16 protein-coding genes are annotated in these 15,093 nt (G+C 57.9%); 10 read left to right on the forward strand and 6 right to left on the reverse strand.

What is annotated here, in order from left to right:
• Positions 1–19 precede the first annotated feature (19 nt).
• The 3 genes from H3L94_RS05370 to H3L94_RS05380 all read right to left on the reverse strand — a co-directional run bounded on the left by H3L94_RS05370 (position 20) and on the right by H3L94_RS05380 (position 3,011).
• A complete protein-coding gene (locus tag H3L94_RS05370; protein ID WP_182123110.1) occupies positions 20–1,162 on the reverse strand; it encodes an ATP phosphoribosyltransferase regulatory subunit in 1,143 nt (380 codons plus the stop codon).
• Positions 1,163–1,253: 91 nt separating this feature from the next.
• Positions 1,254–2,105, reverse strand: coding sequence for a 3-deoxy-8-phosphooctulonate synthase (gene kdsA, locus H3L94_RS05375; protein WP_182122982.1), 852 nt, complete (start codon positions 2,103–2,105; stop codon positions 1,254–1,256).
• A 63-nt stretch (positions 2,106–2,168) separates the two neighbouring features.
• Positions 2,169–3,011, reverse strand: a complete 843-nt coding sequence (locus H3L94_RS05380) for an RnfABCDGE type electron transport complex subunit B (protein WP_009117939.1) — start codon at positions 3,009–3,011, stop codon at positions 2,169–2,171.
• Between the two features lie 117 nt (positions 3,012–3,128).
• On the opposite strand from H3L94_RS05380, the gene H3L94_RS05385 reads away from it, so the two are divergent.
• From H3L94_RS05385 to H3L94_RS12415, 6 genes are all read left to right on the forward strand, one after another.
• Positions 3,129–3,914, forward strand: a complete 786-nt coding sequence (locus H3L94_RS05385) for a TrmH family RNA methyltransferase (RefSeq protein WP_182122983.1) — start codon at positions 3,129–3,131, stop codon at positions 3,912–3,914.
• Positions 3,915–4,105: 191 nt separating this feature from the next.
• Positions 4,106–4,375, forward strand: a complete 270-nt coding sequence (gene rpsO, locus H3L94_RS05390) for a 30S ribosomal protein S15 (protein WP_040659903.1) — start codon at positions 4,106–4,108, stop codon at positions 4,373–4,375.
• 94 nt (positions 4,376–4,469) lie between these two features.
• Positions 4,470–5,012, forward strand: a complete 543-nt coding sequence (locus tag H3L94_RS05395; RefSeq protein ID WP_182122984.1) for a glutathione peroxidase — start codon at positions 4,470–4,472, stop codon at positions 5,010–5,012.
• Positions 5,013–5,060: 48 nt separating this feature from the next.
• A complete protein-coding gene (locus H3L94_RS05400; protein WP_244958845.1) occupies positions 5,061–5,516 on the forward strand; it encodes a hypothetical protein in 456 nt (151 codons plus the stop codon).
• Between the two features lie 114 nt (positions 5,517–5,630).
• A complete protein-coding gene (locus tag H3L94_RS05405) occupies positions 5,631–6,212 on the forward strand; it encodes a hypothetical protein (RefSeq protein WP_182122985.1) in 582 nt (193 codons plus the stop codon).
• Between the two features lie 122 nt (positions 6,213–6,334).
• The gene (locus H3L94_RS12415) at positions 6,335–6,505 is read left to right on the forward strand and encodes a lipoprotein signal peptidase (protein ID WP_244958875.1); all 171 of its coding nucleotides are present in this window, start codon (positions 6,335–6,337) and stop codon (positions 6,503–6,505) included.
• Between the two features lie 11 nt (positions 6,506–6,516).
• Here the strand turns inward: H3L94_RS12415 and guaB are convergent, their stop codons facing one another.
• Positions 6,517–7,980 (reverse strand): IMP dehydrogenase, encoded by a 1,464-nt coding sequence (guaB, locus tag H3L94_RS05410; protein WP_009118105.1) that lies wholly within the window; start codon positions 7,978–7,980, stop codon positions 6,517–6,519.
• A 174-nt stretch (positions 7,981–8,154) separates the two neighbouring features.
• On the opposite strand from guaB, the gene H3L94_RS05415 reads away from it, so the two are divergent.
• From H3L94_RS05415 to nrdA, 4 genes are all read left to right on the forward strand, one after another.
• On the forward strand, positions 8,155–8,628 hold the full coding sequence (locus H3L94_RS05415; RefSeq protein WP_244958846.1) for a DUF4124 domain-containing protein: 474 nt from the start codon (positions 8,155–8,157) through the stop codon (positions 8,626–8,628).
• An 11-nt stretch (positions 8,629–8,639) separates the two neighbouring features.
• Positions 8,640–10,499, forward strand: coding sequence for an excinuclease ABC subunit UvrC (gene uvrC / locus H3L94_RS05420; protein WP_244958847.1), 1,860 nt, complete (start codon positions 8,640–8,642; stop codon positions 10,497–10,499).
• Positions 10,500–10,605: 106 nt separating this feature from the next.
• Complete coding sequence (pgsA, locus tag H3L94_RS05425; RefSeq protein ID WP_182122988.1) at positions 10,606–11,172, forward strand: CDP-diacylglycerol--glycerol-3-phosphate 3-phosphatidyltransferase; 567 nt, start codon at positions 10,606–10,608, stop codon at positions 11,170–11,172.
• Between the two features lie 189 nt (positions 11,173–11,361).
• On the forward strand, positions 11,362–13,641 hold the full coding sequence (gene nrdA, locus H3L94_RS05430) for a class 1a ribonucleoside-diphosphate reductase subunit alpha (RefSeq protein ID WP_182122989.1): 2,280 nt from the start codon (positions 11,362–11,364) through the stop codon (positions 13,639–13,641).
• A 117-nt stretch (positions 13,642–13,758) separates the two neighbouring features.
• Here nrdA and H3L94_RS12990 read toward each other — a convergent pair.
• Both H3L94_RS12990 and yfaE read right to left on the reverse strand, forming a co-directional pair.
• A protein-coding gene (locus tag H3L94_RS12990) for an IS630 family transposase (protein ID WP_182121299.1) occupies positions 13,759–14,698 on the reverse strand; the annotation gives its coding sequence in 2 pieces (ribosomal slippage) (positions 13,759–14,364 and positions 14,366–14,698; 939 coding nt in all).
• Positions 14,699–14,755: 57 nt separating this feature from the next.
• On the reverse strand, positions 14,756–15,064 hold the full coding sequence (gene yfaE, locus H3L94_RS05440) for a class I ribonucleotide reductase maintenance protein YfaE (RefSeq protein WP_182122990.1): 309 nt from the start codon (positions 15,062–15,064) through the stop codon (positions 14,756–14,758).
• Positions 15,065–15,093 lie beyond the last annotated feature (29 nt).

Raw genomic sequence — 15,093 nt, forward strand, 5'->3', positions numbered from 1 at the left:
GCAGGCTACCTGAAAACCCTTAATCTGCGGCCACCACCTGCCATACGCCGTCGATGCAGACCAAGCGTCGGTCGCAGGCGCCGACGCCGCCGCCGAAATCCACCACCACGCATTCGCCTTCGCGGCGCAGGCGTTCGATGGTGTCGCGGGCGGCCGCCGCATCGGCCTGCGCCACCGCAATGCGGTGCATATTTTGGGCCGGCGGCAGACAGGCGGCCACGTCGCGCAAATCGAAGCTGAAGCCGGTGGCCGGACGGGCGCGGCCGAAATGTTTGCCCAAGCCGTTGTAGCGGCCGCCGCGGGCCACGGCGTCCGGCCAGTCGGCGTGGTAGGCGGCGAACAGCAGGCCGGTGTGATAGGAATCGACCCGCAGTTCGGATAAGTCGATGTGGATGTCTGCTTGCGGGAAAGCTGCACACACGGCCTCCAGGGTGGCACGGGCTTTTTCGATTTTCGGCAGAGCCGGCAGGAGGCTCATGGCGTCCAGCACTTCGCGGCCGCCGTAGAGTTCGGGCAGCAGCTGCAGGGCGGCGGCGTATTCGGCGGGCAGTTCGCGGCCGGCCAGCCAGCGGCGGATGGAGGCGGTGTCTTTGTCCTGCATCAGCGCCAGCAGCTCCTCGGCATCGGCGGCGGGCAATTCGGCGGCGTGGGCCAAGGCATAAAAGACGCCGATGTGGCCCAAGGCCAGCAGCGGCTTGCCCACGTGTACGGTGTGCAGGCTTTTTAACATCAAATCGATCAATTCGATGTCGGCGGCCACCTCGTCGCAGCCGTAAAGTTCGGCACCGATCTGCAGCGGCTCGCGTGTGCTTAATGCGCCGTCGGGGCGGGCATGCAGTACGGTGCCGGCATAACACAGGCGGTTGATGCCGTTGTTGGCTGACAGCAGGTGGGCGTCGATGCGGGCAACCTGGGGGGTGATGTCGGCGCGCAGGCCGAGTTGGCGGCCGCTGAGCTGATCGACCACGCGGATGGTTTTCAGCGATAAACCGGGGTCGGCATCGGCCAGCAGGGAATGGCTGTATTCGGTGAGCGGCGGGCTGACCAATTCGTAGCCGTGCACGCGGAAAAGCGCCAACAATGCTTCTTTGGCGCTTTCCAGCTGGCGGGCCGTGGTGGGCAGGATGTCGGCAATGTGTTCGGGTAACTGCCAAGACTGCATGGTGTTTTTCTCAATCAATGCGCCGTTGCGGCGGGTGGGCAAAGGGCGGACTTTACCATAAATTCGGGCGGCGGGCAGCTTCGGCAGAGGCTTAATGGGTGTCGAGCGGCGCGAAGCCTTTGACCAAATCGTCCAGCTGTTTCAATTGGGCGAGGAAGGGTTCCAAGCAGTTCAGGCGCAGGGCGCAGGGGCCGTCGCATTTGGCTTGTTCCGGCTCGGGATGGGCTTCAAGAAACAGGCCGGCCAGGCCGACCGCCATGCCGGCACGGGCCAGCGTCACGATTTGTTCGCGCCGACCGCCGGCGGAATCACTGCGGGCGCCGGGTTGTTGCAGGCTGTGGGTGACATCGAAAAAGACCGGCACGTTCATTTGTTTCATGATGTCGAAACCGAGCATGTCCACCACCAGATTGTTGTAGCCGAATGCCGAACCGCGTTCGCAGAGAATGATGCGGTTGTTGCCGGCTTCCAAGCATTTGTGGATGATGTGGCGCATTTCGTGCGGCGCAAGGAATTGGGCTTTTTTGATGTTCAGAATGGCGCCGGTTTTGGCCATGGCCGCCACCAAATCGGTTTGGCGGCTGAGGAAGGCCGGCAGCTGGATGATGTCGGCCACTTGGGCGGCCGGCGCGGCTTGTTCGGGCTCATGCACATCGGTAATCACCGGCACGCCGTAACGTTCTTTGATGTCGGCCAGCCACTGCATGCCTGTGGCCAGTCCGGGGCCGCGGAAGGAATGCAGGCTGGAGCGGTTGGCTTTGTCGAAGCTGGCTTTGAAGACGTAGGGGATGCCGAGTTTGCCGCAGATTTCCACATAAGCGGCGGCGATTTCCATGGCCAGTTCGCGGCTTTCCAATACATTCATGCCGCCGAACAGCACGAAGGGGCGGTCGTTGGCGATGGTGAATCCGTTGAGCGGGATATGGGAAAGGGCGGTGTGCATGGTCGGCAGGCCTTTGTGGTGGGTGGAATGGGAATGGGGGAAGCAGGCTTTCAGGTAGCCTGTTCAGCCGGCTTTGCCGGCCGATTGCGTTTCTTGTTCCTCGGCCGCTTTGCGCTCCTTCAGATAGCGGATGGCGGCGGCTTTTTGCGCTTCGTCGCCGTAACGCACATCTCGCTGGGCACGACGGAAGGCGGCTTTGTCTTGTGCATCGGCGATTTCGCGTTCGCGAAAAGCTTCGCGGTTACTGGGTACGCTGCGTTGGTTTTGCAGGGCTTGGGCACGGGCCATGGCTTGGGCGATCAGGGCGGCGGGATCGATGGCGCCATTCGCCGCCGGCTCGGTATTGGCCGTTTGTTTGGCACGGTGGGCGGCTGCCCGTTCGGCCAGATAGGCGCTGCGTTCGTCGGCCAGCCGTTGCAGACGGGTTTGACGGCGTTGGTAGCGGGTTTTGGCATGGGCGGCGGCGGCTCGGCGTTCCGGTCGGGCGCGGGGCAGGAAGGCATCCGGCACCGGATGCAGCTCGATGCAGTCCACCGGGCAGGGCGGCAGGCACAGCTCGCAGCCGGTACATTCGTCGGCCAATACGGTGTGCATCTGCTTAGACGCCCCCATGATGGCGTCCACCGGGCAGGCTTTGATGCAGGCGGTGCAGCCGATGCAGGCGGCTTCGTCAATATAAGCCAGCACTTTGGGCGTGGCGGCTTTGTCTGCCTGTTCGAGCGGACGCGGCGGGAGGTCGAGCAGGGCGGCCAGTTCGCGCATTACGGTTTCGCCGCCGGGCGGGCACAGGTGGATGCCCGCTTCGCCTGCGGCCATGGCTTCGGCGTAGGGTGCGCAACCGTCAAAACCGCATTGGCGGCATTGGGTTTGCGGCAACAGCGCTTCGAGGTCGGCAGCAGTGCTCATACCGTGATTCAAGATTCCAAAACAAAACCGGCGCGCATTTTAACATGTCCCCCGGCTTCAGGTAGCCTCAATCGGCAGGCTACCTGAAAGCTGCCGTGACTGTTATTATCCGCCGCCATGAATACGCTTTCTTCCGCCCAAAACCCCGCCTTAAAACACTTGGCCAAGCTGCTGCAAAGCGGCCGCGCCCGCCGCCAGCACGGGCAGGCTGTGCTTGAGGGCGTGCATTTGTTGTCTGCCTGTCTGGACAGCGGCATCCGCCCGCTGAAGGTTTATGTGCCAGCACACCGTTTCAGCCAGCCCGAAACCTCGGCCCTGCTTGCTCGTTTGGCGGCAAACGACGTGGTGCAGGTGGGCGGCGAAGCCTTGCAGAAAATCACCAGCCTCACCGACGCCGAGGAAATCACCGCCCTGATTGCCTTGCCGCCCGTTCAGACTTTCGACGGCGGGGCGGATTGTGTGGTGTTGGAACGGATACAGGACCCAGGCAATATCGGCACCATTTTGCGCAGCGCGGCAGCGGCGGGCGTTAAACAGGTGGTATTGGACAAAGGCTGCGCCGATATCTGGTCGCCGAAAGTGTTGCGCGCCGGCATGGGCGCCCATTTTCTGTTGCAGTTGCACAGCGGCGTCGATTTGCCGGCTTGGCGGCAACATTGCCGTGTGCCTTTGCTGGCCACCGCCCTGCATACGGACAGCATCTCTTTATATGATTGCCGCTTGAGCGCTCCGACGGCTTGGCTGTTCGGCAACGAAGGCAGCGGCGTCGGCCCGGCCATGCAGGAGGCGGCCGACGGTTTGGTACACATTCCCATGCTCGGCGCCACCGAATCGCTGAATGTGGCGATGGCCGCCACGGTTTGCCTGTTTGAACAGATGCGCCAGCGTATGGCCGCTGCCTGAAGATTGTGTACGATAGACTACAGTACGTGTGTTTCAGGCAGGCGGGACGGCTTTTCAGGTAGCCTTTTGTTTGCATCCGTGGCATAATCCGCCCTCTTGTTTTTGAGTAAACAGGAAACTATTGGAGTTGGTAAGGGTTTGCGCTCAGCCAACTTGTCCCGCCGTAAGGCAGATTTTTCGGAGTTTTCATCATGGCATTGTCCGTAGAACAAAAAGCACAAATCGTTAAAGATTTCCAACGCAAAGAAGGCGATACCGGTTCTTCTGAAGTGCAGATCGCGTTGTTGACTTTCCGCATCAACGACCTGACCCCCCACTTCAAAGCCAACCCCAAAGACCATCACAGCCGCCGCGGCTTGTTGAAAATGGTGAGCGCCCGCCGCCGTCTGCTGGCCTACCTGCGCCGCACCGACGCCGACACTTACCGCAGCGTGATTACCCGCTTGGGCCTGCGTAAATAATTGCCGTTTTGTGCTGAATGCCGCCGCAACCTTGTTGCCGGCGGCATTTTTGTTGCTCATAATGCAGTTTTACCGTTTTTTTAGGAGCCGTGTGATGACCTCTGTTTATGATTTCACTGTAACCGATGTGCAAGGACAACCGGTGGATTTGAGCCGTTACCGCGGTCAGGTTTTGCTGATCGTGAACACCGCCACCCGCTGCGGCCTAACGCCGCAGTACGCCGCTTTACAGCAGCTGCACGAGCAATACCACAGCCGAGGCTTGGAGATTTTGGATTTTCCCTGCAACCAGTTCCGCAATCAGGCGCCCGAAGACAGCGGCGAAATCGCCCAAATCTGTGAAACCCGTTTCGGTGTCCGATTCCCGATTTTCGAAAAAATCGATGTCAACGGCCCTAATGAGCACCCCTTATACGGCTACCTGAAACAGCAGCAGCCGGAAGACCGCGGCAACGCCGGCTTCAAGGATTTGCTGATCCGTTTGGCCTCTCTGGGCGAAAAGCGCGAAGGCAGCGACATCAAGTGGAACTTCACCAAGTTTCTGGTAAACCGGGAAGGTGAAGTGGTGGCCCGTTTCGCGCCGAGCGTATCACCGGAAGAGTTGGCGGCCGACATTGAAGCCCTGTTGCCGGCCTAATGGTTAAAAAAAAGCGGCTTTAACGCCGCGGTAATGGAAAGCATCATCATGAATTCTTTTTTAATCGGTATGGGCTTTGGCGCGGTGATTGGCACGGTGATCGGTTTTGTCATGATGTGGGTCATGTCGGACCGTGCCGCGCGCGATTATCCGGTTTTGGCCATCGATGTACCGTCCGATGCCGAGCACAGCCCGGAATTTCAGGTTTGGGCGAAGAAAAACCGCTACCGCCTGAAACCGGACGGCAGCTACGCAAAAGGCAGCGGCTTGCTGACCAGCGCCACGGAAATCCGTTTTGCCGACGGCCGGATGCTGGTGCAGGAGTGCGTGAATTTTCTGTTTGCCCGCCGCCGTTTTGCTTTGAATGCGCCGGTGATGCTCGGTAAGCCGGTGCGCAAAAGCAAGCTCAATCGCTTGAATCAGCTGTTGGCCGAGTGGCAGCTGTCGCCGGTGCCGATGGCTGAAGTCAAGCCGTCGGGGCATAGGGTTCGCATCCGCCGCTGAACGCTGAATCGGAGTGTTTGCAGGCTTGGCAGCCGGTTATTATCGATACCAAGCTTCAGATCAGGCTACCTGAACCGCTCGGCTGCTTTATTTTTAGGATGAGAGGAGGGGTGTATGAAGTTGCGTCTGTTTACTTTATTCGTTTTACTGATCAGTAACGTACTTGCGGCTTCGCCCTTGACGGTCGGTTATGTTTACGGCTCCGATCATTATTACGGCTTTGAAGCGCCGGAGGGTTGGCGCATGGATAACCGCCTTCTCGCTCGGTATGGTGTGGGCATGGTTTTTCTGCCGGTTTCCGAGGGTGATTTATCCGGCGTGCTGCTCTATACCCGCGCGGTCACTCGGGCGGCTGGTACTTCACCTGAAGAGGCCATTAAAAATCAGGTCAGCGGCGTGTTGGACATGTATGCCGCCGCCGGCGCCCAGATACGGGCCGAGAGGCTACGCACCGTGACCGCCCGCAACGGTGTACACGGAGAATTGTGGCGTTTTTACGGCTATACCAACGGCGGGGAAGAGCGGGCGGTGTATTTTCCCGCTGAATGCACTGTGAACTTCTTTGTGGCCCAAATCCCCGATCCTAAATGGATAGTTGATACGGAAACAGCACTCATCAAGCTGATCGCCAGCTATCACGAACGTGCAAGTTGCCACCCCTGCCAGGTGGAGGGCACTTGTGCCGCGCCTAAGTAGGCGTTATCTAGGGTGGGAATTTTGACTTTAAGAGTGCTGGTTTTGATCAGGTAGGCCAATTGGGAAAACGATGTCGGCCAAGATTAAAGGCTACCTGAAAGGAATATTTCCTTTCAGGTAGCCTGAGACCTTTGCAAACCCCCCATCTGCGGCGCATTTCTGCGTTGTGCGCTGCTCGCTCACTTGCCTATCTATGTGATATGTCTGCGTTCGCTGCGCTGCTACGCCTTGAACTGCATCCACATCTGAGGGTTTTGCAAAGGTCTCAGCCTTTGTTTATGAGGCGCCGATAAACAGCAGTGAATCAGCGGTGGTAATTCGGCGCTTCTTTGGTGATTTGCACGTCGTGAACGTGGGATTCGCTCATGCCGGCGGAGGTGATTTCCACAAATTCGGCTTTGGCGTGCATATCGGCAATGCTGGCGCAGCCGAGATAGCCCATGCTGGAGCGCAGGCCGCCCACCAGCTGGTGGATAATCTGCACAATCGGGCCTTTGTAGGGCACGCGGCCTTCAATACCTTCGGGCACATATTTGTCGGCGCTGTCCTGCTTGTCTTGGAAGTAGCGGTCGCTCGAGCCTTGGCTCATGGCGCCGAGTGAACCCATGCCACGGTAGGATTTGTAGGAGCGGCCTTGGTAGAGTTCGATTTCGCCGGGCGCTTCGTCGGTGCCGGCAAACATGCCGCCGAGCATCACGGTGGAGGCGCCGGCCGCCAGGGCCTTGGCCACGTCGCCGGAAAAACGGATGCCGCCGTCGGCAATCAGCGGCACGCCGGTGCCTTCCAAGGCTGCGGCAACATTGTGGATGGCGGTCAGCTGGGGCACGCCCACGCCGGCTACGATGCGGGTGGTGCAGATGGAGCCCGGGCCGATGCCCACTTTAACGGCGTCGGCACCGGCAGCCACCAGATCGCGGGCGGCTTGCGCGGTGGCGATGTTGCCGCCGATGACCTGTACCTGCGGGAAATGCTGCTTCACCCAGCGCACGCGATCCAGCACGCCTTGGCTGTGGCCGTGTGCGGTGTCCACCACAATCACGTCCACACCGGCCGCCACCAAGGCGGCAACGCGCTCGTCGGTTTCTTTACCCACGCCCACTGCGGCGCCGACGCGCAAACGGCCGTCGCTGTCTTTGTTAGCATTGGGGAATTCGGTGGTTTTGACAATGTCTTTTACTGTGATCAAGCCTTTGAGTTCGTCTTGGGCGTTCAACACCAAAACGCGCTCGACTTTGTGGCGGTGCATCAGCTCACGGGCGTCTTCGATGCTGGTGCCTTCGCAAACGGTGACCAAATCGGCACGCGGGGTCATGATGGCGGAAACCGGCAAATCCAAGCGGGTTTCGAAACGCAGGTCGCGGTTGGTGACCAAGCCGACCACTTTGCCGTTTTCCACCACCGGTAGGCCGGACATTTTGCGTTTGCGTTGTGCACGCATATGCAGCAGGTCGCCGATCCGCATATCGGGGGCAATGGTTACCGGGTCTTTCACCACGCCGCTTTCGTGGCGTTTGACTTTGGACACGGCCAGCGCCTGGCGTTCGATGCTCATGTTTTTGTGGATGATGCCGATGCCGCCTTCCTGCGCCATGGAGATGGCCAAGCGGGCTTCGGTAACGGTGTCCATGGCAGCGGACACCAAGGGGAGATTGAGAGAGATGCCGCGGGTAAGCGGGGTTTTGAGACTAACGTCTTTGGGGAGAACTTGTGAGTGTGCCGGAACCAGCAATACGTCATCAAAGGTATAAGCTTTTTCGACGATGCGCATAATCAAACCTTCTTGCAGGGGGTCAATGATGCGGCGGCATTGTAGCAAAATTGTCTGCTTCGAGTAAACGCCGAGACCGATAAACCGTGCGCAGGCATGACAGGGACGCGGCAATTGCAGTAGAATGGCAACCGTTTATCAACCGGATCCAGTGGGAAAACAGACATGAAGAATATGAATAAAAAAATATCGCTTTCGGTTTTGTGTGCGGCCTTGCTGCTCGGCTCCGGCCATCTGATGGCGGAAGATGTGTATAACTGGCGCAGCGAACGCGGTGTCAATACTTATTCCGATGTGCCGCGCAATCTGCGTCCGCAAAGCAGCAACATCGTGAATGTCCGCACGCAGACCAGCCGCCCCGCTGCCGCGCCCCCCAGCCAGCAGCAAAACCAGCTGCCGCAGATCCAGGGCGGTCAGGGTGAAATCTCCGCGGCCGATTTGCGCGCGGCGGCCAACCGCGTGGCCGAAGAAGAAGCCAGAAAGCTGGAAGAGGAAAACCGCAAAGTGCGCGAGCAGAACGAAGCCACCCAAGCCAGTAACTGCAATGTGGCGAAACTCAATCTGCAATACGCCCAAACCGCCCGCGTGGAAAACCGCGACCAATTGGTTCAGCAATATCAAAACAATGTCAACGCTTACTGCAAGTGATCGGTTGCGGCTTGGATACGGCACAAAGCACGTGTGAGGAGCAGCCGGCTTTCGATGTGGCCGGCTACCTGAAAAACCTACCCAACCTGCCCGGCGTTTATCGTTTTCTCGATAAAGACGGGCAGGTTTTGTATGTTGGCAAAGCGGTGAATCTGAAGCGGCGCGTGGGCAGCTACTTCCAGAAAAACGATCTCTCGCCGCGCATCGCCCTGATGGTGCGCCAAGTGGCTTCAATCGAGGTGAGCGCCACCCGCTCGGAAACCGAAGCGCTGATTCTGGAAAACAACTTCATCAAGGCCTTGTCGCCCAAATACAATATCCTGTTTCGTGACGACAAAAGTTATCCATACTTGATGCTCAGCGGGCATGAATTTCCGCAAATGGCGTATTACCGCGGCAGCCTGAAAAAGCCCAACCAGTATTTCGGCCCGTATCCCAACGGCTATGCGGTGCGCGACAGCATACAGATTTTGCAGAAAGTGTTTCTGCTGCGTACTTGTGAAGACAGCGTGTTTGAGCACCGCGACCGGGCCTGCCTGCTGTACCAAATCAAACGCTGCTCCGGCCCCTGTGTGGGCCACATTTCGCGCGAGGCCTACCGGGAAAGCGTGGCCGAGGCAGTCACTTTTCTCAACGGGCGCACCGACCAATTGTTGCAGACATTCACGGCAAAAATGCAGCAGGCCGCTGCCGCGCTCGATTTCGAGCAGGCCGCCCGTTACCGCGACCAAATCCAAGCCTTGGGCACGGTGCAGAGCCAGCAGTTTATCGACAGCAAAAATCCGCATAATCCGCGCAACATCGACATCTTGGCTTTGGCGGCGGAGCAGGGCAGCGTGTGCATTCATTGGGTCAGCATCCGCGGCGGCCGGCGGGTGGGCGACAAAAGTTTTTTTCCCGATACGCGCCACCACATTGCAGAAGACCCGGCCTCCTACGGCGAAGCCTTTGCCGCCCAACATTATTTGGGCAAAGACAAACCCGATGTGATAATCAGCAACTTCAGGCTACCTGAAAGCCTGCAGGCTGCTTTAAACGAAGAGCAGGGGCGGCAGATTCAGTTTGTGTCGAAAACCGTGGGCGAGCGCAAAGTCTGGCTGAAAATGGCCGAACAAAATGCTTTGCTTGCCATCCGCCAGCATGTGCAGCAAAACCAAAACCAGGCGCAACGCGTGGCCGCGCTGGCCGAACTGTTGGGTATGGCGGCAGAAGATTTGAACCGCATCGAATGTTTTGACATCAGTCACACCCAAGGTGAAGCCACGGTGGCTTCCTGCGTGGTGTATGAACAACAGGACATGCGCCCCGACCAATACCGCCGCTACAATATCGCCACCGCCAAGGCGGGCGACGATTATGCTGCCATGCGCGAGGTGCTGACCCGCCGTTACGGCAAACTGGCCGCCGGCAACGAAGAAGACGGCCGCTGGCCCGATTTGGTGCTCATTGATGGTGGCAAAGGGCAGGTGGCGATGGCGCAGCAGGTGTGGCGCGAATTGGGCATTGCCCTGCCGATTGTGGGCATTGCCAAAGGGCCGGAGCGCAAAGCCGGCTTGGAAGAGCTGATCATTCCGCATCTGGATGCCGTGATGCAGCTGCCGCCGCATCATCCGGCCTTGCATCTATTGCAAACCGTGCGCGACGAGTCACACCGCTTTGCCGTCAGCGGCCACCGCCGCAAACGCGGCAAAGCGCGCACCACATCAACGCTGGCAGAGATTCCCGGCATCGGCCCCAAGCGCCGCCGAAGCCTGCTCACCCGCTTCGGCGGTTTGCGCGGCATCCAGGCCGCGAGTGTGGACGACTTGGCACAAACCGAGGGCATCAGCAGGGCTTTGGCCGAAAAAATTTATGCGGCCTTGCACGGTTGAAGGCTACCTGAAAACGGTTTGGGCGGCGGTTTGGCCGCGTTCGGCAAAAGATTGATTTTGAGTATTGTGGCAGACAGGCGTCCGGCTTGCGCCATCGGAAAACATTATGTCTTGGAATATCCCCATTCTGCTTACCTGGTCGCGGATTTTGATGATCCCGCTGTTTACGGCGCTGTTTTATCTGCCGGCTGCATGGCGCGGCGATATGCAGTTCGTCAATTGGAGTGCGGCCTTTATCTTCGTGCTGGCTGCCGTCACCGACTGGTTTGACGGCTTTTTGGCGCGCCGTTGGCAACAGACTTCCGATTTCGGTGCGTTTCTCGATCCGGTAGCGGACAAGCTGATGGTGGCGGTGGCGCTGATTTTGCTGGTGAAGCTGGAGCGTACTTGGGCCATCTACGCCATGATCATCATCGGCCGCGAAATCACCATTTCCGCCTTGCGCGAATGGATGGCGCAGTTGGGTAAACGCAGCAGCGTGGCTGTGGCCACCATCGGCAAATTCAAAACCGCCGCCCAAATGGCGGCCATTACGCTGCTGCTGCTGGAAAGCTGGCCGGCACGGGGCTGGAACTTTATTTGGTTGGGCAATGCCTTGATGTTGATTGCCTCCGTCTTAACGCTGTGGTCGATGTTTTACTACCTGAAAATGGCGATGAAAGAGTTCAGGTAGCCTCAAACTTTCCCTGTCATTTGACAGGGAAAGTTTATCTTTAAGATAAACATTTGGTTATGAAAATATCGGCTTTGACAAGTCTTTCGCCGGCCGGCAAATTTTCGTACTATTGCGCCCGTCTACTTAACTTACCAGCACACTTTGACCAGTGTGTTTCTTTGCAAAAATTCACAGGGAAGCCGTGCCATGAACGATACCGCCAATATGAAAGTAACCAAACGTGACGGCCGTTTGGAAGACATTAATTTAGATAAAATCCATCGCGTCATTACTTGGGCCGCCAAAGGATTGAATCTTGTGTCGGTATCGCAAGTGGAGATGAAATCCCATATCCAGTTTTACAACGGCATCCGCACGGAAGACATCCACGAAACCATCATCAAGGCGGCCGCCGATTTGATTTCTCCGGAAACCCCGGATTACCAATATCTGGCCGCCCGCTTGGCCGTATTCCACCTGCGAAAAATCGCCTACGGGGAGTTCGATCCGCCGCATCTGTACGACCATGTGCTCAAGCTGACCGAAGCCGGTAAATACGACCGCCATATTTTGGCCGATTACAGCCGCGAAGAGTTTGAGGAAATCAACGGCTATATCGACCACGAACGCGACATGACCTTCTCTTACGGCGCGGTCAAGCAGCTGGAAGGAAAGTATCTGGTACAAAACCGGGTGACCCGCCAAATCTACGAAACGCCGCAGTTTCTGTATATTTTGGTGGCCATGTGTTTGTTTGCCAAATATCCGCAAGCCACCCGTCTGGATTATGTGAAACGCTTTTACGATGCCGTTTCCACCTTTAAAATTTCCCTGCCCACGCCGATTATGTCCGGCGTGCGCACGCCGACGCGCCAGTTTTCCAGCTGCGTGCTGATTGAGTGCGACGACAGCCTCGATTCCATTAACGCCACCACTAGCGCGATTGTGAAATACGTTTCCCAACGCGCCGGCATCGGCATCAATGCCGGCCGCATCCGTGGCTTGGGCAGCGAAATCCGCGGCGGAGAAGCGCAACACACCGGTTGTATTCCGTTTTTCAAAATGTTCCAAGCTGCGGTCAAGTCTTGTTCGCAAGGTGGGGTACGCGGCGGCGCGGCCACTCTGTTTTACCCGCTTTGGCACATTGAAGTGGAAAGCCTGTTGGTGCTGAAAAACAACCGCGGTGTGGAAGACAACCGCGTGCGCCATCTCGACTACGGCGTGCAAATCAACCGCCTGCTCTACACCCGCCTGATCAAAGGCGGCGACATCGCCCTGTTTTCGCCGCATGAAGTGCCCGGCCTCTACGATGCCTTTTTTGCCGATCAGGACGAATTCGAGCGTCTCTATACCCAATACGAGCAAGACCCGGCCATCCGCAAGCGCGTACTGCCCGCCACCGATTTATTCTCCTTGTTGATGCAGGAGCGCGCCGGTACCGGCCGCATCTACATTCAAAACGTGGATCACTGCAACACCCACAGCCCGTTCGACCCGCGCGTCGCTCCCGTGCGCCAATCCAATTTATGCCTGGAAATCGCCCTGCCCACCAAACCGCTGAACGACATCAACGATGAAAACGGCGAAATCGCCCTGTGTACGCTGTCGGCGTTTAACCTGGGTTCGCTGGAAAGCCTGGACGAATTGGAAGGCCTGGCCGATTTGGCCGTGCGCGCGCTGGACGCCTTGCTCGATTACCAAGACTACCCGATCAAGGCGGCGCAAATTGCCACCATGAACCGCCGCACCTTGGGCGTGGGCGTGATCAACTTTGCCTATTATCTGGCCAAAAACGGTACCCGTTACAGCGACCCGGCCGCCTTGGGCCTGACCCACCGCACCTTTGAGGCAATTCAATATTATCTGCTCAAAGCCTCGGTGAATCTGGCCAAAGAATTCGGCCCCTGTCCGCTGTTTCACGAAACCACCTATGCCCAAGGCAAACTGCCCATCGACACCTACAAAAAAGACCTCGACGGCATTTGCAGCGAGCCTTTGCACTTAGATTGGGAAGGCCTGCGCGCCGATATCCTGCAACACGGCCTGCGCAACTCCACCCTCACCGCGCTGATGCCCAGCGAAACCAGCTCGCAAATCGCCAACGCCACCAACGGCATCGAGCCGCCGCGCGGCCTGGTGTCGGTCAAAGCCTCCAAAGACGGCATTTTGAAACAGGTGGTGCCCGAATTTGAGCGTTTGAAAGACCAATACGAAACCCTGTGGCAGATGCCGAATAATGAAGGTTACCTGAAACTGGTGGGCATTATGCAGAAGTTTGTTGATCAGGCGATTTCGGCCAACACCTCTTACGATCCGGCCAAATTCGAAGGCCACAAAGTGCCGATGAAGCAGATGCTCAAAGACCTGCTCACCGCCTACAAATTTGGCCTCAAAACCCTCTATTACCACAACACCCGCGACGGCGCTGATGATACTCAGGTCGATTTGCAGGACGATGGCTGCGTGGGCGGAGCATGTAAGATTTAAGCTGCAAGGTTATTTTCAATCTACCTGAAACAGTAAACGGTGCGGCCGCATGATGATGTCGGCCGCACCGTATGCTATGGAATCCCCTTCGGTTGATGCCTTTAGAGCAATTTCGATTTAATTCATTACATACCCAGCTGATTTGAAGTAATTGGCACACTCTTGAGCCGAGAACAAATCAACCAGCTGCCCCATGCGCTGCCACAGCGCACCCACCGTGCGCTCGCCCGCCCTGCGCAGCAGCGCCTTGAACTTGGCAAACAGCTTCTCGATGGGGTTCAAATCCGGCGAGTACGGCGGCAGATAGCGAATGCTGGCGCCCACGCCTTCGATGGCTTCTCGCACGCCCGCCACTTTGTGGCTGGAGAGGTTGTCGGCAATGACGATGTCGCCAGGGCGAAGTGTCGGGCACCGAAAGGTTTTGACCCACGCCAGAAACACGGCGCCATTGATGGGGCCATCGGTCACCATGGGGGCCGTCAGTGCATCACAGCGCAAGGCGGCAATGAAGGTGCTGGTCTTCCAGTGCCCATGCGGGGCGCTGGCCACGCAGCGTTGACCGCGCGGGGCGCGCCCGCGCAGCGGCGTCATGCAGGTGCTGCTCCAGGTCTCGTCCAGAAATACCAGGCGCCTGGCATCGAGCCGGGCCTGCTGCTGTATCCAGCTCGCCCGTGCCTGCTGCACGTCTTCACGCTCCTGCTCGCTGGCGTGCAGCGTTTTTTTTGAAGCTCAGCCGCCATTTGTTGAGCTGGTGCCACAAGGCCGAGGGTTTGATGCTGATGCCATGCTCGCCCAAACGCTCGCACATTTGCACCAAGGTCAGATCGGGATCGGCCTTGATCCAGTCGCGGATCATGCCCTCTACTGGCGCCAGCCGGGAGATGCGCTTGCCGCCTTGCTGCCTGCTGCTGCGCTCGCCTTCTTTTTCGAAGCGATCACGCACCCGATATACCCACATGCGGCTGACTTCATAACGACGGGCAATGGCGCTGGGGCGCTCTCCGCGCTCCAGCGCTCCCAGTACTCGATCTCGCAGGTCTTGCGAATAGGCGCGCATCTCATGCTCCGGCTGCCAGAAAAAACCTATTATATAACGTTTTTAGTCTAAGTTGCTCTAATCCGCTTTGCCTTCCGCGAACAAATCCTGCTCGAACAAGTCTGGTTCATTTTGCCGAGCGGTGCAATCCAACTTAATGTCTTCTGTGACTACGCAGCAACACGGCAAAATTTCGCTCGGCGCTAAAAAAGCCAACGGCAATTCCCGATATCCCACGCTGCCGGACAAGAGCTTAAGCCGGCACGAGCCGCAATAGCCGCTGCGGCACTGGTATTCGACTTCATGGCCGGTACGCTCCAAAGCCTCCAGCAGGGTTTCTCCTTCCTGCAGGTAAAAAGCGGTGCTGTGTGTGGTAATCAATGGCATAACAAAACAGACTTCAGAACAACAAAAAG

It is taken from the genome of Neisseria shayeganii (assembly GCF_014054965.1).
GTDB lineage: Bacteria > Pseudomonadota > Gammaproteobacteria > Burkholderiales > Neisseriaceae > Eikenella > Eikenella shayeganii.

Coding starts and splice junctions, on each gene's coding strand:
- H3L94_RS05370 (WP_182123110.1), bottom strand. CDS start 1,162: ATGCAGTCTTGGCAGTTACCCGAACACATTGCCGACATCCTGCCCACC.
- nrdA (WP_182122989.1), top strand. CDS start 11,362: ATGAACGATACCGCCAATATGAAAGTAACCAAACGTGACGGCCGTTTG.
- H3L94_RS05400 (WP_244958845.1), top strand. CDS start 5,061: ATGAATTCTTTTTTAATCGGTATGGGCTTTGGCGCGGTGATTGGCACG.
- H3L94_RS05415 (WP_244958846.1), top strand. CDS start 8,155: ATGAATAAAAAAATATCGCTTTCGGTTTTGTGTGCGGCCTTGCTGCTC.
- H3L94_RS05395 (WP_182122984.1), top strand. CDS start 4,470: ATGACCTCTGTTTATGATTTCACTGTAACCGATGTGCAAGGACAACCG.
- kdsA (WP_182122982.1), bottom strand. CDS start 2,105: ATGCACACCGCCCTTTCCCATATCCCGCTCAACGGATTCACCATCGCC.
- H3L94_RS05385 (WP_182122983.1), top strand. CDS start 3,129: ATGAATACGCTTTCTTCCGCCCAAAACCCCGCCTTAAAACACTTGGCC.
- rpsO (WP_040659903.1), top strand. CDS start 4,106: ATGGCATTGTCCGTAGAACAAAAAGCACAAATCGTTAAAGATTTCCAA.
- pgsA (WP_182122988.1), top strand. CDS start 10,606: ATGTCTTGGAATATCCCCATTCTGCTTACCTGGTCGCGGATTTTGATG.
- guaB (WP_009118105.1), bottom strand. CDS start 7,980: ATGCGCATCGTCGAAAAAGCTTATACCTTTGATGACGTATTGCTGGTT.
- H3L94_RS05405 (WP_182122985.1), top strand. CDS start 5,631: ATGAAGTTGCGTCTGTTTACTTTATTCGTTTTACTGATCAGTAACGTA.
- H3L94_RS05380 (WP_009117939.1), bottom strand. CDS start 3,011: ATGAGCACTGCTGCCGACCTCGAAGCGCTGTTGCCGCAAACCCAATGC.
- yfaE (WP_182122990.1), bottom strand. CDS start 15,064: ATGCCATTGATTACCACACACAGCACCGCTTTTTACCTGCAGGAAGGA.